Annotated in this window: 21 protein-coding genes, 1 pseudogene and 3 riboswitches; of the genes and pseudogenes, 15 read left to right on the top strand and 7 right to left on the bottom strand. The window is 66.3% G+C overall.

All coding sequences use genetic code 11. The features are described from left to right. A pseudogene (locus tag VXJ37_RS20710) lies at nucleotides 1-1761 on the bottom strand (glycine dehydrogenase (aminomethyl-transferring)); the annotation flags it as partial. A gap of 159 nt (nucleotides 1762-1920) precedes the next feature. Beyond that, a riboswitch (glycine riboswitch) is annotated at nucleotides 1921-2020 on the bottom strand. Between the two features lie 274 nt (nucleotides 2021-2294). After that, nucleotides 2295-2392: riboswitch (glycine riboswitch) on the top strand. Beyond that, nucleotides 2393-2482: riboswitch (glycine riboswitch) on the top strand. Nucleotides 2483-2531: 49 nt separating this feature from the next. On the opposite strand from VXJ37_RS20710, the gene cycA reads away from it, so the two are divergent. The 4 genes from cycA to VXJ37_RS20730 all read left to right on the top strand — a co-directional run bounded on the left by cycA (nucleotide 2532) and on the right by VXJ37_RS20730 (nucleotide 6668). Then, nucleotides 2532-4061, top strand: coding sequence for a D-serine/D-alanine/glycine transporter (gene cycA / locus VXJ37_RS20715; RefSeq protein WP_331324883.1), 1530 nt, complete (start codon nucleotides 2532-2534; stop codon nucleotides 4059-4061). Beyond that, nucleotides 4058-4984, top strand: coding sequence for a formyltetrahydrofolate deformylase (gene purU, locus VXJ37_RS20720; RefSeq protein ID WP_331324884.1), 927 nt, complete (start codon nucleotides 4058-4060; stop codon nucleotides 4982-4984). The genes cycA and purU overlap by 4 nt, the downstream gene beginning before the upstream one ends. Nucleotides 4985-5134: 150 nt before the next feature. Next, the gene (locus tag VXJ37_RS20725; protein WP_331324901.1) at nucleotides 5135-5935 is read left to right on the top strand and encodes a hypothetical protein; all 801 of its coding nucleotides are present in this window, start codon (nucleotides 5135-5137) and stop codon (nucleotides 5933-5935) included. Further along, on the top strand, nucleotides 5919-6668 hold the full coding sequence (locus VXJ37_RS20730; protein ID WP_331324885.1) for a LamB/YcsF family protein: 750 nt from the start codon (nucleotides 5919-5921) through the stop codon (nucleotides 6666-6668). Before VXJ37_RS20725 ends, VXJ37_RS20730 begins: the two co-directional genes overlap by 17 nt. Nucleotides 6669-7073: 405 nt before the next feature. On the opposite strand, the gene VXJ37_RS20735 is transcribed toward VXJ37_RS20730, so the two are convergent. Together VXJ37_RS20735 and VXJ37_RS20740 are read right to left on the bottom strand one after the other, a co-directional pair. Continuing rightward, nucleotides 7074-8495, bottom strand: a complete 1422-nt coding sequence (locus VXJ37_RS20735; RefSeq protein WP_331324886.1) for an HNH endonuclease signature motif containing protein — start codon at nucleotides 8493-8495, stop codon at nucleotides 7074-7076. 413 nt (nucleotides 8496-8908) lie between these two features. Further along, complete coding sequence (locus VXJ37_RS20740; protein WP_440589839.1) at nucleotides 8909-10114, bottom strand: DUF445 domain-containing protein; 1206 nt, start codon at nucleotides 10112-10114, stop codon at nucleotides 8909-8911. A gap of 205 nt (nucleotides 10115-10319) precedes the next feature. On the opposite strand from VXJ37_RS20740, the gene VXJ37_RS20745 reads away from it, so the two are divergent. The 6 genes from VXJ37_RS20745 to VXJ37_RS20770 all read left to right on the top strand — a co-directional run bounded on the left by VXJ37_RS20745 (nucleotide 10320) and on the right by VXJ37_RS20770 (nucleotide 15102). Next, nucleotides 10320-11219, top strand: a complete 900-nt coding sequence (locus tag VXJ37_RS20745) for a glycerophosphodiester phosphodiesterase (protein ID WP_331324888.1) — start codon at nucleotides 10320-10322, stop codon at nucleotides 11217-11219. Between the two features lie 8 nt (nucleotides 11220-11227). Continuing rightward, nucleotides 11228-12589, top strand: a complete 1362-nt coding sequence (locus VXJ37_RS20750; RefSeq protein ID WP_331324889.1) for a CoA transferase — start codon at nucleotides 11228-11230, stop codon at nucleotides 12587-12589. 152 nt (nucleotides 12590-12741) lie between these two features. Further along, entirely contained in the window at nucleotides 12742-13182 is a 441-nt protein-coding gene (locus VXJ37_RS20755) for a DoxX family protein (protein ID WP_331324902.1), read from the top strand. After that, a complete protein-coding gene (locus VXJ37_RS20760) occupies nucleotides 13179-13970 on the top strand; it encodes an AzlC family ABC transporter permease (protein ID WP_331324890.1) in 792 nt (263 codons plus the stop codon). The genes VXJ37_RS20755 and VXJ37_RS20760 overlap by 4 nt, the downstream gene beginning before the upstream one ends. Further along, nucleotides 13967-14278, top strand: a complete 312-nt coding sequence (locus VXJ37_RS20765; RefSeq protein ID WP_331324891.1) for an AzlD domain-containing protein — start codon at nucleotides 13967-13969, stop codon at nucleotides 14276-14278. The genes VXJ37_RS20760 and VXJ37_RS20765 overlap by 4 nt, the downstream gene beginning before the upstream one ends. 455 nt (nucleotides 14279-14733) lie before the next feature. After that, nucleotides 14734-15102: a hypothetical protein gene (locus VXJ37_RS20770; RefSeq protein ID WP_331324892.1), complete on the top strand. Its 369-nt coding sequence runs from the start codon at nucleotides 14734-14736 to the stop codon at nucleotides 15100-15102. Between the two features lie 183 nt (nucleotides 15103-15285). Here VXJ37_RS20770 and VXJ37_RS20775 read toward each other — a convergent pair whose 3' ends face one another. Continuing rightward, complete coding sequence (locus VXJ37_RS20775) at nucleotides 15286-15510, bottom strand: hypothetical protein (RefSeq protein WP_331324893.1); 225 nt, start codon at nucleotides 15508-15510, stop codon at nucleotides 15286-15288. Between the two features lie 173 nt (nucleotides 15511-15683). After that, entirely contained in the window at nucleotides 15684-16343 is a 660-nt protein-coding gene (locus VXJ37_RS20780; protein WP_331324894.1) for a TetR/AcrR family transcriptional regulator, read from the bottom strand. Nucleotides 16344-16465: 122 nt separating this feature from the next. On the opposite strand from VXJ37_RS20780, the gene VXJ37_RS20785 reads away from it, so the two are divergent. From VXJ37_RS20785 to VXJ37_RS20805, 5 genes are all read left to right on the top strand, one after another. Further along, nucleotides 16466-16789, top strand: coding sequence for a thiamine-binding protein (locus VXJ37_RS20785; protein WP_331324895.1), 324 nt, complete (start codon nucleotides 16466-16468; stop codon nucleotides 16787-16789). 74 nt (nucleotides 16790-16863) lie between these two features. Next, nucleotides 16864-17553, top strand: a complete 690-nt coding sequence (locus VXJ37_RS20790) for an O-methyltransferase (protein WP_331324896.1) — start codon at nucleotides 16864-16866, stop codon at nucleotides 17551-17553. An 80-nt stretch (nucleotides 17554-17633) separates the two neighbouring features. Continuing rightward, nucleotides 17634-18689 carry a hypothetical protein gene (locus VXJ37_RS20795; protein ID WP_331324903.1) on the top strand — a complete coding sequence of 352 codons (1056 nt, stop codon included), beginning with the start codon at nucleotides 17634-17636 and terminating at the stop codon, nucleotides 18687-18689. Beyond that, nucleotides 18683-20062 (top strand): bifunctional PIG-L family deacetylase/class I SAM-dependent methyltransferase, encoded by a 1380-nt coding sequence (locus tag VXJ37_RS20800; protein WP_331324897.1) that lies wholly within the window; start codon nucleotides 18683-18685, stop codon nucleotides 20060-20062. The genes VXJ37_RS20795 and VXJ37_RS20800 overlap by 7 nt, the downstream gene beginning before the upstream one ends. 5 nt (nucleotides 20063-20067) lie before the next feature. Next, nucleotides 20068-20850 carry a glycosyltransferase gene (locus VXJ37_RS20805; RefSeq protein ID WP_331324898.1) on the top strand — a complete coding sequence of 261 codons (783 nt, stop codon included), beginning with the start codon at nucleotides 20068-20070 and terminating at the stop codon, nucleotides 20848-20850. Between the two features lie 158 nt (nucleotides 20851-21008). On the opposite strand, the gene VXJ37_RS20810 is transcribed toward VXJ37_RS20805, so the two are convergent. Both VXJ37_RS20810 and VXJ37_RS20815 read right to left on the bottom strand, forming a co-directional pair. Continuing rightward, nucleotides 21009-21266 (bottom strand): hypothetical protein, encoded by a 258-nt coding sequence (locus tag VXJ37_RS20810; protein WP_331324899.1) that lies wholly within the window; start codon nucleotides 21264-21266, stop codon nucleotides 21009-21011. A 347-nt stretch (nucleotides 21267-21613) separates the two neighbouring features. Beyond that, a complete protein-coding gene (locus VXJ37_RS20815) occupies nucleotides 21614-22831 on the bottom strand; it encodes a YihY/virulence factor BrkB family protein (RefSeq protein ID WP_331324900.1) in 1218 nt (405 codons plus the stop codon). Between the last annotated feature and the right edge of the window lie 151 nt (nucleotides 22832-22982).

Genomic DNA, 22982 nt, shown 5'->3' on the forward strand with positions numbered 1-22982 from the left:
GACGTTGCGCTGCTGGTCGCCGCGGGAGTGGTGGTAGCCGCGGATCGCCAGCAGCCCGGCGAGTTCGCCCTGGGAGCCTGCGTTGGGCTGGATGGACACCTGGTCGTAGCCCGTGATCTCGGCGAGGCCCGATTCAAGACCACCGATGAGTTCGCGCCAGCCTTCGGTCTGTGAGTCCGGGGCGAACGGGTGGATGGAGGCGAACTCCGGCCAGGAAATGGCTTCCATCTCGGCCGTGGCGTTCAGCTTCATGGTGCAGGAACCCAGCGGGATCATGGTCCGGTCCAGCGCAAGGTCACGGTCGGACAGCTTCCGGATGTAGCGCAGCAGCTGGGTCTCGGACCGGTGCGTGTTGAACACCGGGTGCTCCAGGTAGCCGGAGGTGCGCAGCACTGATTCAGGCAGCTCGAAGCCTTCGGCGTCGCCCACCGGACCTGCACCAAAGGCGACGGCGACGGCGGACAGTGTTGCCGCCGTCGTCGTCTCATCGATGGAGACGCCTACCGTGTCCTGGTCGATGAAGCGCAGGTTGATGCCGCGCGCCTCCGCTGCAGTGATCACCTTGGCGGCCTTGCCCGGAACGCGGACGGTCAGCGTGTCGAAGAACGAGTCGCTGGCCAGCTCCCGGCCCATGGCGGTGAGGGCGGTGGCCAGGATCCTGGCCTTGTGGTGCGCGGCTTCCGCGATCGCCTTCAGTCCGTCGGGGCCGTGATAGACCGCGTAGAAAGACGACACGATGGCCAGCAGCGCCTGGGCTGTGCAGATGTTGGACGTGGCCTTCTCGCGGCGGATGTGCTGTTCGCGGGTCTGCAGGGCCAGACGGTACGCAGGTGCGCCGGCGTTGTCCTTGGAGACGCCGACGATGCGGCCTGGAAGGGTGCGCTCCATGCCCTTCTGGACGGCCATGTAGGCGGCGTGCGGTCCCCCAAAGAACAACGGCACGCCAAGGCGCTGGGTGGAGCCGACGGCGATATCCGCCCCTTGCTCACCCGGAGGGGTGATGAGGGTCAGGGCCAGCAGGTCCGCGGCAACGGTCACCAGCGCCCCGCGCTCCTTGGCCGAGGCAATGACGGCGGACTGGTCCCAGACCCGGCCGGAAGCGCCCGGCTGCTGCAGCACGATGCCGTTAATATCACCCTCCGGCAGGCCCTTGGACAGGTCGGCGACCTCCACCTCAAAGCCCAGCGCCTCGGCGCGGCCCTGCACAATGGCGATGGTCTGCGGCAGGCAATCCGCGTCGAGGACGGTCTTGCCGTCCTTGGCATCCTTGTTCTTGTTGGCCCTGCGCATCAGGAGCACGGACTCAGCCACGGCGGTGGCCTCGTCCAGGAGCGATGCGTTGGCCACGGGGAGGGCCGTGAGGTCCTGCACCATGGTCTGGAAGTTCAGCAGGGCCTCAAGCCTGCCCTGGGAAATCTCAGGCTGGTACGGGGTGTAGGCGGTGTACCAGGCCGGCGATTCAAGGATGTTGCGGCGGATCACGGGCGGGGTCACGGTGTCGTAGTAGCCCTGGCCAATCATCTGCACCGCGGTCTTGTTCCTGCCGGCGATGCGGCGCAGCTCGGCGAGGACCTCAACCTCACTTAGGGCGCCGGTCAGGCGGAGGGCCGTTTCCTGGCGGATGGAGGAAGGCACGGCAACGTCCACGAGGCCGTCCACGCTGTCGTAGCCCACAGCCTTGAGCATGGTGTCGACGTCGGCCTGCCGGCGCGCGCCGATATGGCGGTCGACGAAGGATGTTGGAAGCGACTGAATCGTCATGAGGAACTCCAGTTCTGGCCGGCCTGGGCGGCTCGGCATGGGATGGGTTCCTCCCCGCTCTGTATTGGACCTGAGAGATTCCGCGTGGCCTGCTGTTGGCAGGGGGTCGCTTGCACCGTCGGTGAACCGGGCACGAACCCGGTTGCTTTCCAGAGTCGCCTCGCCATGACGGTACGGGGGCCTGAGAGATTCCTGGGGAGGATTTGCTCCTACGGCGCCTGCCCGGTGGATGCCGGGAGGACTCTCCCGTCACAGCTCGAAAGGCTTATTCAAATGTGGGTGATTCGGCTCACACGGTACAGGTTCGTTGAAGGGAAAACAAATTTGGCGGCCACGCCCCGGCCGGGACCCTTTGTTGGGGCGCTACGTTGCGGCAGGCCGACATGTGGGGTTTGACATTCGATCGTGACCAGCACCACACTGATCCGGTGATCGGCGCCGTGTCCGGCTGGCTCTGCGTATTCGGAGCAGCCCGCGGCAGCGTTGCCCCGGCGGGGCGCGGCCGCTGAACGCAACCTAACTGAATACGCCTTCGACCTGCGGCGGGAGAGCCCTGCCGGTACATTCAGCAGGCGCCGTAGGAGCAAATCCTCCCCAGGAAACTCTCAGGCCCCCGTACCGCCGCGGACAGGCAACTCTGGAAAGCAGCCAGTTCCTGGCTCACCGACGGTGCAAGCAGCTGGGCTGCGGAAACTCTCAGGTTCACTACAGAGCGGGGAGGAACCAAATCTTTGCGGTACCCAAATGCCGCTTTATCGATGGAGTTCCTCATGGCGATTCATCCACCTACGTCCAACGGCGAACCAACAAACAGCGCCCCCACCACAGCATCCCGCAGCGAGCCGCCGCATCTGGAGCGGCAGCTCACCAACCGGCACATCCAGCTCATCGCAATTGGTGGCGCGATTGGAACGGGCCTGTTCATGGGTTCCGGGAAGACCATCTCCGCGGCGGGCCCGTCCGTGATCTTCGTGTACATGATCATCGGGTTCATGCTCTTCTTCGTCATGCGCGCCATGGGCGAGCTGCTGTTGAGCAACCTCAACTACAAGTCCTTCAGCGACTTCGCCGCCGACCTCCTGGGACCGTGGGCCGGCTTCTTCACCGGGTGGACGTACTGGTTCTGCTGGGTGATCACCGGCATCGCGGATGTCATTGCCATCGCCGGCTACTCCCGCGAACTCTGGCCGGCGCTGCCGCTGTGGATCCCGGGCCTGGCTACCGTGGCCATCCTGCTCCTGCTGAACCTCGCCACCGTCAAGGCCTTCGGCGAGACCGAATTCTGGTTCGCCCTCATCAAGATCATCGCCATCGCTGCGCTGATCATCGTGGGCCTCTTCATGATCTTCACCGGTTTCCAGAGCGATGCCGGCACTGCAAGCTTCACCAACCTGTGGAGCCACGGCGGGTTCTTCCCCAATGAGTTCATGGGCTTCGTGGCCGGATTCCAGATCGCAGTGTTCGCTTTCGTCGGCATCGAACTGGTGGGAACCACCGCCGCCGAGGCCAAGAACCCGGAACGCACCCTGCCCAGGGCCATCAACGCGATCCCCGTCCGCGTTCTGCTCTTCTACGTAGGCGCACTGGTCATTCTGATGGCCGTCACCCCATGGACCCAGTTCGCCGCGGGCCACAGCCCCTTCATCGGAATGTTCTCCCTGGCCGGCCTCGGCGCCGCGGCCACGGTGGTCAACTTGGTGGTCCTCACCTCGGCCATGTCCTCCGCCAACTCCGGCATCTACTCCACCTCGCGCATGGTCTTCGGCCTGGCACAGGAAGGTGACGCCCCGGGCATCTTCAGCCGCCTGTCCTCGAGGAAGGTGCCCAGCAACGCTCTGTTCCTGTCCTGCGTCCTGTTGCTCTCCGGCGTCGTCCTCATGTACGCCGGCCAGGATGTCGGCATGGCCTTCGAAATGGTGACCACCGTGTCCGCCGTCTGTTTCGTCTTCGTCTGGTCGATCATCCTGGCCAGCTACATCGCGTTCCGGCGCCGCCGCCCTCACCTGCATGCGGCGTCCAAGTTCAAGATGCCCGGCGGCATCCCCGCAGTATGGATTGTCTACGCGTTCTTCGCCTTCGTCCTGTGGGCCCTGACCACCCAGCCGGATACCTTCGTAGCCCTGCTGGTGACACCCATCTGGTTCGTCATCCTGGGCGTGGCATGGGCCGTCCTGCGCCGCCGCCCCGCCCACCTGGCCCGCTTTGAGGTCTTCCGCGCGGAGCTGCGCAATGACGAGGTGGCGGCCGGGCGCGCAACGGCGGAAGCATCCACCGGCGAGGTTGAGCAGGCCAGGAAATGACGGCGGCTGGTACGGCCGCGGTCCTGCCGGCCACTCTGGCTGCCGGGTATCCCGCCAGTGGCGCCCCCGCGCTTGCCACGGAGTTCATCCTCACGTTCACGTGCCGGGACGCGCTCGGCATCGTCCAGTCCGTGGCCGGGTTCCTCCTTTCCCAGGAGTGCTACATCATGGATATCAAACAGTTTGGCGACAAGGCGTCCGGCGAGTTCTTCATGCGCGTGCACTTCACCTCACGGGAAGAGTCCGACGCCGGGTTGCTGCGTGAGCGGTTTGGTCCGGTTGCGGGGGAGTGGGGGATGCAGTGGCGGCTTGAGCCGCGCAACCGCCGGCAGCGGATCCTGGTGATGGTGTCCAAGTACGGCCACTGCCTGAACGACCTGCTGGTCCGGGCCCGGGACGGCGACCTGCCGGTGGAAATTGCCGCGGTGGTCTCCAATCATCCGGATGCCTCCGGCCTTGCGGAGTGGCACGGCGTCCCGTTCCACCGCATCCCGGTCAGCCCGGACACCAAGCTGGAGGCTGAGGCGCGGCTGCTTGAACTGGTGGATACCTATGGCGTGGAACTGGTGGTGCTGGCCCGGTACATGCAGGTGCTCAGCGACGACCTGACCCGGAAGCTGGACGGCCGGGCAATCAACATCCACCACTCCTTCCTGCCCAGTTTCAAAGGTGCCAAACCCTACCACCAGGCGTACGAGCGGGGCGTGAAGACGGTGGGTGCCACCGCGCACTACGTCAACTCCGAGCTCGACGAGGGGCCGATTATTTCCCAGCAGGTCATAGAGGTGGACCACACCTACCTGCCGGAGGATCTGGTGCGGGTGGGCAAGGACGCCGAGTGCCGGGCGCTCACCAATGCCGTGCGCTGGCACGCCGAGGGCCGCGTGATCCTTTCAGGAAACCGGACCGTGGTCCTGCGCTGACCATCCCTCCTTGGGCTGTGGCGGCCTGCCACAGCCCAAGGATGCGGCACCGCCCGGACCTAAAAGTTAAGCATGCTTAGTGTTTATCCACATAGGATGGAAAGAGCACGGCAGCCTACCCGCTGCAGGTCGATTTGAATGAAGGTGACCATGGCCCGGCGCAGCAACCCCGCACTCCGCATCGCACAGGAAACCGCCCACAGCGCAATGTTCGACTCCGACGGTAAGCCCAAGCCCGGCGTCCACAACATGCTTTTGAAGGCGGTGCAGATCCAGCGGCCCCTGGTGATTGCCTATATCCGGCGGCTCCAGAAGAAGCATCCACGCGCCACCGCCGCCCAGTTGGCCGACATCGCGGAGCGCGACTACCTGCGGGCTGTTGCCGGCGGAGGTGCCGTGGTGGGCGCAACCGCCGTCGTTCCCGGCGTGGGAACTGTCGCGTCGCTGGGGCTTTCCGCGGCCGCCACCGTTGGTTTCCTGGAAGCAACGGCGCTGTATGCCACGTCCTTGGCAGAACTCCATGGCGTCCGCCTCACCAACCCTGAGAAGGCCGGCACCATGGTCATGGCGATCATGCTTGGCGAGGAGGGCACCGCCCTGCTCGGTACGCTCAGCGGCCAGGCGTCCGAGAGCGCCACCAACACGTGGAGCAATGTGCTGTCCAAGTCCATGGTGGGTCCGGGTTTCGGCAGTGTGCGGAAGAGGATCCAGCAGGCCTTCCTCAAGAATTTGCTCAAGCGACAGGGCACAGCCCTGTTCGGCAGGGCCCTCCCGTTCGGCATAGGTGCGGTAGTGGGCGGAGCCGGTAACCTCGTGATGGGCCGTGCGGTGGCCAAGAACGCCAGGGAGGCGTTTGGGCCAATGCCGGACACCATTCCCGGGGAGCTGACAGCAGCTGCCAGGCCGGACAACCTGACGCTGGAAGGCAACATACTTGGATCTCAACGCTGACGTAGGCCAATCCTTCGGTTCCTGGACCGCGGGAGGGGACCCCGCGATGTTCCAGCTGGTCACCAGTGCCAACGTGGCCTGTGGATTCCACGCCGGAGACCCCGTCACCATGCTGGACAGTTGCCGGGCGGCGTACGAACTGGACGTCACCGTCGGGGCGCACATTGGCTACCGCGATCTCGCTGGCTACGGCCGTCGCCCGCTGGGGATGAGCTTCGACGAACTGTTCGGTGACGTGCTTTACCAGTTGGGGGCGCTCGACGGCGTTGCGCACGCAGTGGGTGTCTCGGTGGACTACGTGAAGCCGCACGCTGCCCTCTACGATGCGCTGATCGACGACGCCGAGCAGGCCTCCGCCGTGGTTGCGGCCGTGAATGCCTACGATCCGGACCTTCCCATCCTGGGCTTCCCGGGCTCTGAGCTCATCAACCAGGCCAAAGAAGCGGGACACCCCGTGTTCATCGAGGCTTTCGCCGACCGCGCCTACCTCGCCGACGGCAGCCTGGTACCGCTGACGGATGAGAACGCGGTCTTGGACGACGTCGACCTGGTGGTTGAGCGCGCCGTCCGCCTGGCGACGCAAGGCGAAGTGGTCGCCCTGGACGGATCGGTGGTTGCCATACGACCGGATTCCCTGCGTCTGCAGGGCGGCAGCCCCGGCGCCCTGGAGATGGCTGCCCGGGTTCGGGAAGGTCTTGAGGCCGCCGGCGTGGAGCTGGCCGCCTTCGCCTAGGGACATATTTCGGCCGGAACTAACCACCCGCCCAGGAAGATCACCCGCCCGCGACAATCACCGGCAGGAACATCGCCCGGCAGGAAGATCGCCTGCCAGGACGAACACGGAACCAGGGCGAACACGGCTGACCGCTGAATCACCTCACCGGCTGCTGCCCTATGAATCCCCGCCACGAGGAATCACGGGCGGGTGGAATCACCCCCGCGTGGCGAATGATGCTGCGAGGAATTCGTCCCAGAGTGGGTCGTCGGGTGGGATGTCGTCGAGGTCGACGAATCTGTCGTCGGGTTCCCAGGGCGGGAGGTCTGCCAGGCCTGCTTCGGGACAGTGGATATTGAGGCAGGGCACGTCGTTGCAGGTAGCGTCCGGACGTCCGGCATCGGGGCCCTGGGCCTGCGGATACTACAGTCCAGCGGGCAGGAGCCATTGCGGCCAGTGCGGTGGTTGGGGGTCGTGGTGTTCGGGTTGGTAGTGGCGTCCGGTGGGTGAGGTCCAGCCGGGTGGGTGTTTCGTGGTGGCTGGATCCGGTGTCCAGGTGCTGTGGTGTTTGAGCCGGTGGTGTTTGGGGCAGAGCTGGGTGAGGTTGCTGACGTTCGTGGTGCCGCCGTGGTCCCAGGCGTGCAGGTGGTCGGTGTCGTTGTCGGGGGTGTGGTTGGTGCAGCCGGGGAAGGTGCATTTGGTGTCGCGCATCCGGATCCAGCGTTTGATGGTTTCGGTGAGGCGGTAGTTTGTCCGTCCGATTTCCAGGGGTGCCCCGTCGCGGGGGTCGGTCAGGACCCGGTAGAACGACTCTGCCCCGTCCGCGACGAGTTTCCGGGCCATGGAGGCCGGGATGGGTCCGAAGCCGTCCAGGGTGGCGGGTTCGTCGGTGAGGCCGAGGAGGGAGAAGACGGGCACGGTGACCAGGACATCGGCCCGCGGGGTGGGTACTTTCCCGATTTCCGCACTTCCCTCCGTGTCTGCGGCGGCTGTGCCGGTGGCGGTTCCGGTTCCGAGCAGGAGGGATGCTGCGATGTCGGGGCGGAGTTGGGTCAGTGTTCTGTCCTCCGCCGGGTCTTGGAGGCCCCGGGCTGTGGCGGTGGTGCGGTTCCAGATGGCGCAGGCGGTGTCCCCGGGGAGGTAGAGGGAGAGCCAGGCCATGCCGTCCCGGTCCGGGGTGTATTCCATCCGCCGGTCCGCCACACCTTTGGCGTGGCGTTTCCCGATGGAGTCTGGGTGGTGGCGTTCCCGCCAGGCACGGACTTTCGCGCGGAACCGTGACGGGACAAGCTCACCGGGGGCTGCGCCCCGGGTGGGAGTGGGGGCGTCGGGGTCGAAGAAATGAGCCACCAACGCAGCAGCCCCAGCGGCGTCGAGGCCCTCGGTTTCGTCCGCAATGACGCGGGCGTGCTGCCAGGACATGGCACCGGTGGACAGCGCCTCAAGCACCAGTGGCAGGGAACAGACCCGCCGGGACTGGTCCACCAACGCCCCCGCTGCCGCGGAACTGACGGTCAGGACCCCGGCGATCTCCTCCACAGTGGACATCTCCGCGTAGGTGCGGTCCTGCACGGAGGCATCCGGCGCGGTCATGGCCTGCTGCAACCCCATGCACTCCGCCGCGTCCTGCGCTTTCACGGCCGCGAGCTGCGCTTCAAGGCGGGCAACAACCTCCAACCGCCCCAGACACAACTCATACCGCCGCTGCAGCACGTCGATGTCTCCCGCCGCAGCACTCAGCGCAGGATGTTCGAGATTCCGGTCCTCAAGAACCAGTGCATCAAGGGCAGCGACAGAGGCATGAACACCCTCCAGCACCGCCCCAAAACCACCGCTGATTCCCATACCCACATCATCCAACCACCCACTGACATTCAGACCGGGCAGACGAGGGGATCGTGGCTGGGGGATCGTTGGGCGCCCGGCCCACGCAGAACCAACGGCGCCGAAGCCCAAATAGCCGCCCGCCGCCGTCGTACGTCTATTCGCCGCGCAGGTTCCCTTCCACCCCCAAATACCAGGCGCGAAAGGCAACCTGCGGGTCGTTAGTAACTATCNGACCGGGCAGACGAGGGGATCGTGGCTGGGGGATCGTTGGGCGCCCGGCCCACGCAGAACCAACGGCGCCGAAGCCCAAATAGCCGCCCGCCGCCGTCGTACGTCTATTCGCCGCGCAGGTTCCCTTCCACCCCCAAATACCAGGCGCGAAAGGCAACCTGCGGGTCGTTAGTAACTATCGGCGAAGAAAGCCTTGGAACCTACCCAAAAAGCAGCTGCGCCACCGTGAAAATCGCCAGCCCGGCGAGGGAACCCACCACGGTGCCGTTGATGCGGATGAACTGGAGGTCCTTGCCCACCTGGAGCTCGATCTTCTGCGACGTCTCCTCGGCATCCCAGCGCGCCACCGTGTCCGTGATGACTCCGGCGATGTCCGAGCGGTAGGTCCGCACCAGATAGCCCGCGGCGTCGCCGATCCAGGCGTTGACCTTGCCGGCCAGTTCAGGGTCCTGCACGAGCCGGGACCCGAAATCGCGGACCGCCGCCTTGAACTTGATGGTGAGTTCGCTGTGCGGATCGTCCACGGCGCCCAGCAGTGCGTTCTTGACGGTGCCCCAGGTCCGGGATGCCAGTTCGCGGACCTCTGGATCGCCCAGCACCTGCGCCTTGATGTCTTCTGCCCGGGCAATCATCGCCGGATCGTGCTGCAGGTCCTGGGCGAGGTCGTTGAGGTACTTGTCGATCGACTGGCGAACCTGGTGGCGGGGGTCGGCCTGGACGGCCCGCACGAACTTGAGGATCTCGAGGTACACCTTGTCACCCACCAGCCCGTCCACGAACTGCGGAACCCAGGTGGGGGAGCGGTCGGACACCAGCCGTGTCACGGTCTCATGGTTGTCATCCACCCAGTCCGCCGCACGGTCCACCAGCAGGTCCACCAGGGTGTGGTGGTGCCCGTCGTGGAAGATCCGCTCGGCGAGCCGCCCAACGGGAGGTCCCCACGGCGGGGTGAGCAGGTGCTTGCGGACCATGCCCTCAATGACGGCCTGGACGTCGTCGTCATTCAAGACCTTGAACGCGCCCCGGATCACTGCGGCACCTTCCTTGGCCACCCGGTCAGCGCCGCCGGGCGCGGAGAGCCACTCACCGGCCCGCCGGGCGATGTTAACGCTGGCCAGCTTGTCCTGGACTACCTGTTCGGAGAGGAAGTTGGTTTCCACAAACTCGCCCAGGGACGCCCCGATCTGGTCCTTCCGGCGGGGAATGATCGCGGTGTGGGGGATCCTGATGCCCATTGGATACTTGAACAGCGCCGTCACGGCGAACCAGTCGGCCAGCGCACCCACCATGCCACCCTCGGCGGCAGCGCGCACATACTGCAGCCCCGGATAGTCCTTCTGCAGCGCGAACGCGAAGACAAAAATCACGGCCATGGCAATCAGGAGGCTCAGCGCCAGCAGCTTCATCTTCCGCAGCGCTGCCGCTTTTTCGGCATCCCCGGCACCAGGCTGGCGGCTCACGACGGCGGGCGGCGTCCCAGTGCCGGGCCCCGCCTGCTGCGCTGCTTCGGCGGGTGGTTCCTGCGTGGTTGGCCCAGTAGTTGCCTCAGAGTTCACCTGCATGTGCCAAGCCTAGCCCCGAAGGCCGGGGCGGGTCGGCTACCGTGTGAGCATGACAACTGACGAGTCACTGCAGCAGCGCCCGTTGGTCTTTGCCCACCGCGGTTCCAGCGGCGCCTACGCCGAACACACCCGCGCCGCCTACCTGCAGGCCCTTGCCGACGGGGCGGACGGGGTGGAATGCGATGTCCACCTGACCCGGGACCAGCACGTGGTCCTGCTCCACGACGCCAACCTGGACCGCACCTCGGACGGGACCGGGCCGGTGGCCGAACGGACGCTGGAGGAACTGCGGCAGCTGGATTTCTCGTCCTGGAAAGGCGTCCGCATTCCCGAAACCTACGGAGCGCGGTCCGAACAGCTCCTCACCCTTCCCGAGCTGCTGGACATCCTCCGGGGAGCGGGCCGTTCCGTGAAACTGGCCATCGAGCTCAAGCATCCCAGCCCGTACCAGCTCAAACTGGAGGACCGGGTGCTTGAGCTGCTCCGCAGCGAAGGCTGGGATCCGCAAAGCTCCACGGTGGACAACATCGCCGTGACGTTCATGAGCTTCAGCCCGGATTCTGTCCGCCACCTGCTCAATTCCGTACCGCCGCAGTACATCTGCCAGCTGGTGGACGATCTCACCATCCACGAGATCCGCGGCGGCCTGGGCGTGGGCCCGATCACCGGTGGTGCCATCGCCAACCTGATGAAGGCCACGCAGCTGGAGGGCGAACGGATCCTGGATGACCGCGAGGTGGGCATTGCGGGCCCCGGAATCGATTACGTCCGCGAGCGTCCGGAGACGGTCCGCCGCTGGTTGGACTCCGGCCGCCGCTTCAGGGTGTGGACGGTGGATTCGCCGGAGGATGTGGGGCTCTGCCTGGAAATGGGAATCCAGGAAATCACCACCAACGTACCGGCCCGGGTCCTGGACCAGCTTCGCGTCTCCTCACCGCAGGGAAAGTAGCGGCGGACGTGAACGCTGGGGCCGGCCCTCTCCCGGGTGGATGGTGGGCGGGAAAGCTCGACGTCGAAGGCCTCGCCCTGCAATCCGTGGGAGCCGCCGCTGAAGCGTTGAATCTGTACTGCGGGACGCCTGGCCGGTTCAGTACCACCCCCGCCCTGGCGGCCGCTTCCTTCGACTCTTTCGGACACCTCCGGATCGCCGGGCGCAAACCCCAGGGTTTTGCGCCCCTGTCCGGTTTTTGGCGCACCCAAGACGGGTGGATCCGGCTCCACGCCAACTACCCGCACCATGAGCAGCGGCTGCTGGAGGCGCTCGGTGCGACTTCCGCAGAAGGGGCCGCCCAGCGGCTTGGATCCATGGCAGCACTGGAGGCTGAGGCCGCGATCCAGGCCCACGGCGGGATCGCCGCAGCCGTCCAGACTCGCGCCCAATGGCTGGCTTCCGATATGGGACGCGCGGCGGGTTCGGGCCCTTGGATTGCCGTGGAGCACGCCGACGGGACAGCTTCCGGTCTCGAACTGCAGGAACTGGCGGCAACGGCCACTGCCCCCGGCCAGGACGGCAGGCCGGATGGCCTGCCCCTCAAGGGCGTGCGGGTACTGGACCTGACCCGGGTCATCGCAGGGCCGGTGGCCACCCGGCTGCTGGCTGCACTCGGAGCGGACGTCCTGCGGATCGACCCGCCGGCCTTCCCCGAAATCCAGGCCCAGTTCGTGGACACCGCCTTCGGCAAGCGCAGCGTGGAAGCGGATCTCACGGAGCCGGAAAACCAGCAGCGGCTCAGGCAACTGCTGGCCGGCGCCGACCTGGTGGTCACCGGCTACCGGAGCGGTGCCCTGGACCGGTTTGGGCTCAGCCCCGGCGAACTGCTGGGAACGCACCCCCGGCTGGTGGTGGTCACCCTCAATGGCTGGGGAAGGGCCGGGCCCTGGAGCGGCCTGCGCGGCTTCGACAGCATCGTCCAGGCGGCCAGCGGGATAGCGCACCTTTACGGCACGGAGAACGACGACGGCGGATGGCGCCCGGGTGCCCTTCCGGTCCAGGCCCTGGATCATGCCACAGGGTACGGAGTGGCTGCCGCGGCCGTCCGCCTCCTCGAACGGCGGCGGGAGACAGGGGGCGGTGCCGCGGCCCGTCTGTCGCTGGCCCGGACCGCTGAGGAGCTCTTCGCCCTGTCCAACAGCGTGCCCAATGACGTGCCAGGGAATACAGGCAGTCCGGCCCAGCTGCCGGCGCCGGACTACAGGCTCGTGGACAGCAGCTACGGAGAGCTCCGCTACGTTGGGCCGCCTCTGCTCGACTCGGGGCTGCCGCTGGACTACCTGTCACCGCCGCCCCCGTACGGAAGCTCCGCACCAGCCTGGAACTGAAGTGCCAGGCAGCCAACGCCCGTGCGGGTTTCCGGGCCTTGTGCAGGCTGTGATTGAGTGGTTCCATGTCTTCTCCCTGGTCCGGCCCGGGCCGGCCCATTCCGGGCCTGTCCCTGAACAGCTTCCCGGTTCAAACCCTGTCCGCCGCCGCGATGGCAGCCCTCCTGGTGGCCAGCGCCGGCAAGCATTTCAGGGATCCCGCGTTTTACCGCGACGTTGTCCCCGGGTACCTCTGCCGCCGGGATCCGGAACCCGGAACGGACCAGGGGGACAAGGGCAGGCCAGCGCATCCGCTGGCCGTCCTGTCCCGGGATGAGTGGATCGCCGTCAGCGGGCTGCTGGAGCTGGCCGCCGCCGTCGGAATCCTGCTTCCGCCCACGCGGAAGCTGACAGCCACTGCCCTCACGGCGATGTTCACCGCCTTCGTGGCCGGCCACGTCGACGCCCTGGTCCGGGCATACGGGCCCGCGGGCACACCCCTGCGGCGGAAAATCCACACGGCGCGGCTTCCCCTGCAGGCGCCCCTGATCCTGTGGGCCTGGAGACTGCGGAAAAGCGCACTCCGCAAACGCGCACCCGGAAGCCGGCCGTGAAACTGCTGGCTTCGCCGGCGGTCAGGGTGGGCATCTCCATCAGTATCGCCACCGGCCTGTACGGGGTGTCGTTCGGGGCCCTCGCGGTGACGTCGGGACTCAACTTCTGGCAGACCATGGCCCTGAGCCTGCTCCTTTTCAGCGGCGGTTCGCAGTTTGCATTCATCGGCGTGGTGGCAGGAGGCGGCTCGGGCATCGCAGCCATGAGCGCGGCAACCCTCCTGGGAATGCGTAACGGCATCTACGGGATGCAGCTGAACGCACTGCTGCGGCCCACCGGTTGGCGCAAGTACGTCGGTGCGCAGCTGACCATTGATGAATCGACGGCCACCAGCACGGGCCAGACAGATCCTGCCGAGCAACGGCGGGGTTTTTGGGCAGCCGGTGTTGGCGTCTACGTGCTCTGGAACCTGTTCACGGCCGTGGGGGCGCTTGCGGGAAGCGGCCTGGGCGACCCCAAACAGTGGGGGCTCGACGGCGCCGCAGTCGCTGCCTTCCTGGCCTTGCTCTGGCCCCGCCTCAAGGGCCGGGAACCGATCGCCATTGCCGTGGCCTGTGCCGTGGCCACCGTCATCGCGGTTCCGTTCGTGCCACCGGGCGTACCCATCCTGGTGGCCGCCGTCGTGGCTGCACTTGTGGGCTGGTTCAGCCACGGCCGCCGCGACGAAGGCCTGGAACCCGACGTCGAGCCATACGGCGGACACCACGCCGGCCGCCACCAGAACAACGGCAGCGTGCCCCCCGGCGTTGCGCGCGCGGAAGGCACGGATCCGGGGGCCGGGGCATGAGCTTGTGGATATGGCTGTTGACGGCGTGCGTGCTTGCCTACGCATGGAAGCTGGTGGGCTATTTCGTTCCTGCCAGATTCCTCGAAGACCCGCGCACATCGCGCGTTGCCGGGACCATGACCATCGGCCTGCTTGCATCCTTGACCGTGGTGAACGCTGTGGTGTCCGGCCACGCGCTGGCCGCCGACGCCAGGCTGGGGGCGCTGGCAGCTGCCGCCATCGCCCTGGTGCTGAGGGCGCCCTTCCTGATGGTGGTCATCGCCGGAGCCGGCACTGCGGCCCTGCTGAGGCTGATGGGCTGGGGCTGAAACAACAGGTTCGCACAAATTGGTGATCCAGGTCACTTTGCTGGCGTGGTGCCGGTTGTACTATGAGATCGGCTTATGCAGTTGGCCATGGCATTTGCAATGAAACGGCAACCATGGAAAATCAGCTGCATCAGGCGGGAGGCTTGGCGGGCAGACCCCGCCAAAAGAACGCCCGACGGCGTGCAGGCCTCCCGGCCAAACGCTTCTTCAAGCGCTTTCCCAGCCTTTCGGACGTACCGGAAGAGGACTTGGAATTCCTTTCATCAAGGCTCCGTGAGGCACTCGACCTTGATCCGACGTCGTCCGTTCCAGCCCTCCAGGCCCTGGTACGCCAGGAACTCCGCAGGAGGAAAGAGGAAGGCAACGCCTGACGGGGCCACCATTCGACGTACCAAATATGGTGCACTGGAGGAGAGGCAGCCCACATCCAGGCGGCCACCAGAGGAGGAATCGAGATGGACGACCAGTCACGGCCTGTTGAGCCGCAGGACGGCCACGGAACCGAGGACGCCGAAAGGAACGCTTCAGAGGAACGGGCCGCTGGAGTGCCCGCGGCAGAGCAGACCGGAAAACTGCGGCCCGCATATCTGGATCCCCGTGGCTCCGAATCAACCCGGGAATTGCGGGACACCGCCCGCCGGCGCCGTGACGCCGAGGAGAAACTCCAGCAGCACCTCATGGAGGCGAAACGCCATGTGCCCAATGAGTTCCATGAGCATCACGAACAGGGGCATGCCGAACACGGGGACGGGCACGCCGAACACCTGGACGCCGGGCCGGGGCCGGAAGGTGGCCGCGGGCCCGAACACGGCGACGCCGAGTAACGCAGGACTGCCGGGAAGGGTCCAAGCGGGGAAGGGCCCTGGGAGCGGAGGATGCTGGGACGGCAGCATCCTCAGCGAGGGGAATCCTGGCGGCCGGGCAGCAGTGACCGGCCGTCAGGGGTTCTGGTGGTGCGTCGCCTGGACGCCGGCGCCCCTCCCGGCGCCCCACCTGGATGTCAGTAGCTAGGCCACGCCGTGCGCGGTACCACCGGGGGAGACGGCCCTCCGGCAGGTTTCTTCCACGCCCATCTCGTACCAGACCTGCGCGCCAAACTCGGGCTCGGGGGTGTCGAGATTCTGGTAGAGGGCGTCAAGGAGTTCGACGAGTTCCCCGTTTGCCAGCGTGGGCAGGATTTCCTCCGGCCCTCGCGGATCGCTGAGGTAGTGGAGAAGCTTTGAATGGGTCATCGCACTGCGTCCGTCGAACGGCGGAAGGGCACCAATGGCTTCATGGGGTCGCTCCAGCTGGAAGTACCGAGGCTGGCTGCCTAACCCCAAGCTAGAGTGTATTGCACCCACCCGCTGCTAACAATGATCCAGTGCCAGGCAGCGGTGCCGGGATACACCACGGTGGAGCAGTCCTAATTCCCTTGCGCCCCGGGCTCCAGGGGGACCACGGCGGCGGCTCCTGCGGCGGCCGGGACGGGTACCAGGATAGGCAGGGGCCGCGACGGGCGGGAGGTGCGGATGGCGTCCTCAACCAAGGCAAGCGGGCGCCGCCACGCGTCAGAGCCTGGCTCCATGGTGTCCACCACGCCGATCAGCATGGCCAGCAGCCGGAACATGTCCGTCATCGAGATATCCGTGCGCAGGCTTCCCTGGCCCTGGCCCCGGGCCAGCAGGACACTGATGGATTCCATGAGCGAGCCCGTGATTCCGGTGAGGAGTTCACGCCGTCCTGCCACAGCACACAGCAGGTTGGCGTCGTCGCTGGCAGCCGCCATCAGGGCTTCCATGACGCGCAGCAGCCCGGCGGCGGCGTCAATATCGGCAAGTGCTCCGTCCATTACCGGGTCCACGGTGAGCCGGAGCTGCCGGTTGAGCGCAGCGAGTACCAGTTCCTCCTTGTCCGCGAAGTTCCGGAAGAGGGTTGCGGGTCCAACGCCGGCAGTGGTGGCGATGGTCTGGAGCGGTACGTCCGGGCCGAACTCCCGGAAGCACTGGCGCGCCGCCGTGATGATCTTGTCCACGTTTCGCGCTGCGTCTGCACGGAGGGGCTTTCGGGCGACTGCGAGGCTCATGCCCAAAAGGGTAGCAACGGAGCCTCCGGCCACCATGGTTACTGCGGGGTAGGCGCTTATGTGACGGCGGCAGGCCGTTGTCCGGCCTGTGGCGGCGACGGACAGCATGGGAGACTGGGGGCATGTTGCTTGCATTTTCTGTTGCTCCCTCTGGCGTTCCCGCCGAAGGCTCCCGGCCCAACGATGCATCAGTGCACGACGCCGTTGCCGCCGCGGTGAAGATCGTCCGGGAGTCGGGCCTGCCCAACCAGACGGATTCCATGTTCACCACCATCGAGGGTGAATGGGACGAGGTGTTCGACGTCGTTAAGCGCGCCACGGAGGCTGTGGGGCGGTACGGCAGCCGCGTTTCGCTGGTCATCAAAGCGGACATCAGGCCCGGATACACAGGTGAGCTGACGGCCAAAGTGGACCGCCTGGAAAACGCGCTGGCGCAGGAGCCCTAGGCCTGCCTGCCTAAGCCTGCCTGAAGGGGCAAAAGTATCTGGACCGCTGCAGGGCTGCGTGCCAAACTGTGGCCATGTTCGAGCACAAGCCCCGCCCGGAGTGGATTGCCGTTGAGGAGTTCCTGTCCGGCACCGTGGTGCACCCGGACGCGGCGGTCCAGCAGGCCATCCGAACTGCTGCTGAAGCGGGAATGCCGGCCATTGAAGTGGCGCCTAATGCGGGAAAGCTCCTGAAACTCCTGGTCCAGATCTCCGGCGCGCACCGGATTCTGGAGATCGGAACGCTTGCCGGCTACAGCACTATCTGGATGGGCCGCGGCCTTCCGCGCAGCGGCAAACTGGTTACCTGCGAATACCTGCCCCAGCACGCGGAGGTGGCGTGGGCCAACATTGACGCCGCCGGCCTGGGCGAGCGGGTGGAGATCCGCCTGGGCCCTGCCCTGGAAACGCTGGCGGCCCTCGAGGAAGAAGAGCGGGAACCCTTCGACTTCATCTTCATAGACGCCGACAAACAGAACAACAGCCGCTACCTTGACTGGGCCGTCAGGCTCGGCAGGCCGGGTGCCGTGGTGGTCCTGGACAACGCCATCTGGGAGGGGGCAGTCCTGGACCCGGCCATGGACCCCGCTAATGCGCAGGGGATCATTGATGCCCTCAAGCTTCTCGGGGACCATCCGCGGCTCGATGCCACCGTGATCCAGACGGTGGGATCGAAAGGCTGGGACGGTTTTGCGCTTGCCCGCATCCTTCCGGCGCAACAGTAAGTAAGCTGTGTAAATGCCCGGCGCCCCGCCGGACATCTCAAAGGGGGGATTTCTTGCCTGCGGAACATGTTCCTGTGCTCATGGGCTCCACCCGCGCAGACCTGTCCCCATGGGGCCCGCTGCTGGACTCGTTCGCCGCCGCAGCAGGCAACGTCCCTGCCATGCTGGCCCTGGCGGTCGAGGCCGGACAGGCGTGGCCCCGTCCAGGTGAGGGCCGGACAGTGGTTTTGTGGGAGCTGTTGGCTTCCGTGGCTGCCGCAGATGTGGCCGCGGCCCGTGTCCTGGAACCGCATCTGGACGCCGTCGCCATTCTCGCGCAGGCGGACCAGGCCTCCGGCAACCGTAGGTCGGACGCGCCGCGCGCCGGCACCTGGGGTGTCTTTGCCGCAGAGGCGCCGGGAGCAAAGCTTGAGGCGCACCAGGCCGGGGATGGGATCGTCCTGGACGGGTCCAAGCCCTGGTGTTCCCTCGCAGGAAGTTTGGACAGTGCGGTCATCACGGCCCACACAGACGACGACGGCAGGGCGGCTTTCGAAGTCGATCTCCGCCACCCCGGCGTGGCATGCGAGGAACCGGAATGGATCGCACGAGGGCTCAGGGAGATACCCAGTGGAAAGGTGGACTTCCACCAGGTCCCGGCCACTCCCGTGGGCACGCCGGGCTGGTACCACAGCCGTCCGGGCTTCGCCTGGGGCGGAATGGGGGTTGCGGCCTGCTGGCTGGGAGGTGCCGTGGGCGTGGCCCGGGACTTCCGCAATGGCCTGCTGGCGGGGGCCGATTCGGGACGGGAGCCGGACCAGGTTGCCTTCGCCGCCATCGGAGAGGTGGACCGGACCCTCACGGCGGCATTGCAGTACCTGGCGCGTACCGCAGCGCGAATAGACGATGGCAGCCTGGGCGGCGGGGCGGGCCCCAGTACCTGGAGCGAAGCCCAGCGTGTCCGTGGCACTGTTGCCGCCGCCGTCGAGCGTGTCCTCCAATTGGTGGGCTCCAACCGGGGCCCCGGCCCTCTTGCCTTCGACGAACCGTACGCCAAGAGGATGGCTGACCTGGCCCTGTACGTCCGGCAGCATCACGGCGCACGGGATGATGCCCAACTGGGCCGGCTCGCCTTCAAGGCGGACAGTCCATGGTGACCTTCTCGCATACGGACCCGGGAACGGGCGAGGCCGCCTGGACCCGCAGCGGCCTGGCGGTGGCCTCTGAACTGCCGCTGGCAGCCGCCGAACTGGCTGCCATGCGGTTCGTGGTCCTCGCAGCGCATCCGGACGACGAAACCCTGGGCGCCGGTGGGCTTATGGCATCGCTGGTAGCGCTGGGAGCCAGGGTGGAAGTCCTGCTCTGCACGGCGGGGGAGGGGTCGCACCCGGACTCGCCCACCGCTGCCCCGGAGCAGCTGGCCGGGATCCGGCTTAAAGAGTTCGGCGCGGCCCTGGCCGCGCTGGGCCTGGAGGACTGCTGGACGTTCATCGGTTTGCCGGACCGCGGGCTTGCCGGCCATTCAGAAGCCATTACCCGGGCTGTCCGGGACGCTGTCCAACGCCTGTCCGGTGACCCGGACACGGTGGCCCTCGTGGCGCCGTACCGGGCCGACGGGCACGGGGACCACGAGGCCCTCGGCGCGGCAGCCGCGGACGTTGCCCGCCAGGACGGTCACGCACTGCTGGAGTACCCCATCTGGTTTTGGCATTGGGCCACGCCCCGGGACCACGACTGGCGGCCGTGGGTCCGTTTCCGCCTGGATGGGCCGGCCCGCGCCGCCAAGAAGCTGGCGATGTCAGAACACGCAACGCAGGTGCGGCCCTTGTCCCCGCTTCCCGGGGACGAAGCACTGCTCAGCCCGGAGTTCCTGGCGCACTTCTCGCGGAGCTATGAGGTCTTTGCCTGGACGCCTGCGCCGGAGGCATCCAAGCGCCCGTATTCCAGCGCTGATGCCGAATCGGTCTTTGACGGTGTCCATAACGGAGCCGCGGATCCGTGGAACTACTCGGGCAGTTGGTACGAGCAGCGGAAACGCGCACTGACACTTGCCGCCCTCCCGGAAAAATCCTACGAACGGGCCCTCGAGGTGGGCTGTTCCATCGGGACGTTGACGGTGGAACTGGCCCCGCGGTGCCGCAGCCTTTTGGCGGTGGACGCCAGCGGAACCGCAGTCCACCGGGCACGTCAGCTGCTGGATGGCTGGCCCGGAGTGCAGGTAGAGCAGCGCGTCCTGCCGGGATCATGGCCCGGTGGCACCTTTGACCTTGTGGTGGTTTCCGAAGTGGGGTACTACCTCTCCAAGGAGGAGCTGTCGCAGCTGTGGGACCGGGTGGAAGCCTCCCTGCTACCCGGCGGGACCCTGCTGTTGTGCCATTGGCGGCATCCCATCACCGGCTGGGAGCTCGACGGCGATACCGTCCACGCGCTGGGCCGGCAACGGCTGGGCTGGCGGACGGCCGGGATCTACCAGGAACGCGACTTTGTACTGGAAGTCCTCGCAGCCCCGGGCCGCGGGTCGGCGGGGTGACAGAAGTGGCATTCAATGGGGACGAAGCAACGTTTGCGTCGGCCGGTTCTGCTGGTGGTGCCGTTGCCATTGGGCAGGTGGCGGTAGTCATTCCCGCCCACAACGAGGAACAGCACCTTGAACGCGCACTCACGGCGGTCAGTGCCGCGGTGGACAAGGCCTCGCTTCACGTTCCCGGGATGAAAGTCCAGGTGGTGGTGGTCCTGGACAGCTGCACCGACCGGACCCCGTCCATAGCCCGAGGATTTGCTGCCGGGAACCCGGCGTGGGCGGTGCTGCCGGTCGAATTCCGGAGTGTGGGCAAGAGCCGCCAGGCAGGTGTGGGTGCTGCCCTGGCCAAGGCGGGCAACGACCTGCGGGTGGCAGATCCTATGGAGTCCGTATGGGTGGCCAACAGTGACGCCGATTCCTGCGTCCCCGAGGACTGGCTGGTGCGGCAACTGGACCTGGCGGCAAAGGGCGCCGACGTTGTCCTTGGCACCGTGCAGCCCGACGCCCACGGCATGCACCAGCAGCTTCTGGGCCGGTGGCACGCCCGGCACGCCTGGATTGAGGACCATCCCCATGTCTACGGCGCCAACCTTGGCGTCCGTGCCTCCTCATACCTTGCTGCCGGTGGCTTTCCCGCCGTCGAATTTGATGAGGACCGCACGCTGGTGGACCGGCTCCGCAGCAGTGGTGCGGCCGTTGTTGCCACCGACACCACCCGGGTCATCACGTCCGGAAGGACAGCAGGACGGGCCCCCCGCGGCTTCGCCGCCTACCTCCTGGCGCTGGCAGAGGCGTAGCGGCCCGGTCCTGCGGCACAGTCCGGGCGGCGCCGCGTACAGGTATGCGAAAGGGCTGCTGCCTCTCGGCAACAGCCCTTTCCCTCAGTCGTAGTCCCTGGCGAAGGTTCCCGGATCCCGGGGGCGGCCTGCTTCAGGGAAGGCCACGTGGGGGATTGTCACACCAGGTCCGGAGCACTCGCAACGATGTAGTCCGCCGCGGCTGGACCGGTCATGGAGAGATTATTGCTGTCCGGGTTGATTCCGGCGTCCTGCATGGCCTCCCACAGGGCGGCCGGCGGCTGGAGTTCAGCCTTGTGCAGAAGGCACCAGCTCGTATAAAGGCCGTAAAGCTCATCGCGTCCGAGCCCCAGTCCGGGCTCCCTGTCAGCGACAACTGCTTCGGCAAGAAACTGTTCAAAATGGGTAGCAGGCATGTCCGCTCATAAGGGTTGACCGTGATGCCGCCGTCTGCTTCAGCGGACCTGCCGGTCTCCACAAGGATCCCGGCGAGGTATTCAAGAAAGTATTGCAGTTCTCTGCGCTTTGTCCAGTTGCGGTCCGCCGGAGGGAAAAGTTTGAAGGGGGCCGACGGCGACTGGGGGGACTGGCCTCGGTCTCAGAAGAGGCCATCTCACCGCCGACCCCGCGTAGCCCCGGGAAAGCATTGCCCGGGAAACCTCAACAGGACCTTCAAGATGAATTTTCCTCCATCTTGAAGGTCCTGCCTAGTCCTTCTGATACTCCCTCTCCAGGCCCCTCAGCACGGAACCTGTGGGCGCGGCTATGAGCTCCCGCCGCGGGGGCCGCCGTCGGACTCTGCGGTGCCGGCACGGTGCTGTACCTTTTCACGGATCCGGTCGCGGTGGCTTTCACCGGGACGCTGGCCCTCCTGCCCGTCCTGGCCCGCGTCTGAACCGTCCCGGCCCTTCTGGTCGTTTTCGGCGGCGTACTTCTCACGGAGTTCACGTCCGTGCTTGATGTCGTCCTCAATCTGCTGCTGCAGCTTTTCGCTCTTCTTGGTATCGCGCGGCGGCAGTTGGATGGTTTCCTCCGCCTTGATCCCGGCCTGGAGCTCGCGTCCCCGCTCCACCTCGGCGTCGAACTCGGCGCCGAACAGCAGCGACATGTTCAGGATCCAGAGCCACAGCAGCATGATGATCACGCTGCCCAGGGCGCCGTAGGTCTTGTTGTAGTTTCCAAAGTTGCCAACGTAGAAGCCGAAAGCCAGCGAAGCGACCAGGAAGACCACCAGGGCGATGCCCGATCCCATGCTCATCCACCGGAATTTGGGCTGCTTCACGTTGGGCGTCGCGTAGTAGAGGACCGCAATGATGGCAATGATCAGGATGACCATGACCGGCCATTTCGCGATGTTCCAGACGGCGAGGAAGGCGCCGCTGAGACCGATCAGGCCGCCCACTGCCTCGGAAACCGGGCCGCTGAGGACCAGCATGCCGGCCAGCAGTGCCACGATGACCACCGCAAGGAGGGTGACGGCCAGCATGGTGCTGCGCAGCTTCACGAACGGGCGGCCTTCATCCACTTCATAAATGCGGTTCATCGCACGGCCAAAACCGCCGACGTAGCCCGATGCGGACCAGAGGGCGGTGACCAGGCCGATGACCAGGGTGAACCCGGCCGCGGGTGCGCTGGTCAATTCCGAAATGGGGCCGCTGATCGTGTTGACAGTCTCTGCCGGAGCAAAACCGCGAACGATTTCCAGCAGGGCATTGGTGGTCTTCTGCGGATCCCCAAAAAGGCCCAACAGGGAAACCAGCGCCAGCAGCGCGGGAAACAGGGAAAGGACCGCGTAATACGTCAGTCCTGCAGCCAGGTCCGGGCACTGGTCCTTGCTGAACTCGCGCAAGGTCTTCTTGGTGATGTACTTCCAGGACGGCTTGTAGAGGTCCCTGGGGCTGCCGGGCTTCCTTGCGTCGTCGGGTGCCGGAGCCTGGGCCGCCTTGGCGGTGCTGGTCTCGGAATCATCGTGAGTGGCCATGGGGCGTCCTCTCAATCAGGGAGCGAAGCGGACAGGCCGGCCCCGCAGAGGGCGGTGCCGGCCTGTCGAACAGAACTGTTGCCTTGCATTTCGGCGGTGACGGGTCCTAGGTGTTTTGGATGTTGTCTTTGGCGTCTGTTGCGTGGTCTTT

The sequence above is a fragment of the Pseudarthrobacter phenanthrenivorans genome, assembly GCF_036455295.1.
GTDB classification, from domain to species: Bacteria; Actinomycetota; Actinomycetes; order Actinomycetales; family Micrococcaceae; genus Arthrobacter; species Arthrobacter phenanthrenivorans_C.

What these genes read in the sequence shown, in the direction of transcription:
- VXJ37_RS20770 (WP_331324892.1), top strand. Translation starts at nt 14,734, where the DNA reads ATGGACGACCAGTCACGGCCTGTTGAGCCGCAGGACGGCCACGGAACC.
- VXJ37_RS20790 (WP_331324896.1), top strand. Translation starts at nt 16,864, where the DNA reads ATGTTCGAGCACAAGCCCCGCCCGGAGTGGATTGCCGTTGAGGAGTTC.
- VXJ37_RS20800 (WP_331324897.1), top strand. Translation starts at nt 18,683, where the DNA reads ATGGTGACCTTCTCGCATACGGACCCGGGAACGGGCGAGGCCGCCTGG.
- VXJ37_RS20755 (WP_331324902.1), top strand. Translation starts at nt 12,742, where the DNA reads ATGGCAGCCCTCCTGGTGGCCAGCGCCGGCAAGCATTTCAGGGATCCC.
- cycA (WP_331324883.1), top strand. Translation starts at nt 2,532, where the DNA reads ATGGCGATTCATCCACCTACGTCCAACGGCGAACCAACAAACAGCGCC.
- VXJ37_RS20815 (WP_331324900.1), bottom strand. Translation starts at nt 22,831, where the DNA reads ATGGCCACTCACGATGATTCCGAGACCAGCACCGCCAAGGCGGCCCAG.
- VXJ37_RS20745 (WP_331324888.1), top strand. Translation starts at nt 10,320, where the DNA reads ATGACAACTGACGAGTCACTGCAGCAGCGCCCGTTGGTCTTTGCCCAC.
- purU (WP_331324884.1), top strand. Translation starts at nt 4,058, where the DNA reads ATGACGGCGGCTGGTACGGCCGCGGTCCTGCCGGCCACTCTGGCTGCC.
- VXJ37_RS20765 (WP_331324891.1), top strand. Translation starts at nt 13,967, where the DNA reads ATGAGCTTGTGGATATGGCTGTTGACGGCGTGCGTGCTTGCCTACGCA.
- VXJ37_RS20735 (WP_331324886.1), bottom strand. Translation starts at nt 8,495, where the DNA reads ATGGGAATCAGCGGTGGTTTTGGGGCGGTGCTGGAGGGTGTTCATGCC.
- VXJ37_RS20775 (WP_331324893.1), bottom strand. Translation starts at nt 15,510, where the DNA reads ATGACCCATTCAAAGCTTCTCCACTACCTCAGCGATCCGCGAGGGCCG.
- VXJ37_RS20785 (WP_331324895.1), top strand. Translation starts at nt 16,466, where the DNA reads ATGTTGCTTGCATTTTCTGTTGCTCCCTCTGGCGTTCCCGCCGAAGGC.
- VXJ37_RS20780 (WP_331324894.1), bottom strand. Translation starts at nt 16,343, where the DNA reads ATGAGCCTCGCAGTCGCCCGAAAGCCCCTCCGTGCAGACGCAGCGCGA.
- VXJ37_RS20725 (WP_331324901.1), top strand. Translation starts at nt 5,135, where the DNA reads ATGGCCCGGCGCAGCAACCCCGCACTCCGCATCGCACAGGAAACCGCC.
- VXJ37_RS20810 (WP_331324899.1), bottom strand. Translation starts at nt 21,266, where the DNA reads ATGCCTGCTACCCATTTTGAACAGTTTCTTGCCGAAGCAGTTGTCGCT.
- VXJ37_RS20795 (WP_331324903.1), top strand. Translation starts at nt 17,634, where the DNA reads ATGGGCTCCACCCGCGCAGACCTGTCCCCATGGGGCCCGCTGCTGGAC.
- VXJ37_RS20740 (WP_440589839.1), bottom strand. Translation starts at nt 10,114, where the DNA reads ATGAAGCTGCTGGCGCTGAGCCTCCTGATTGCCATGGCCGTGATTTTT.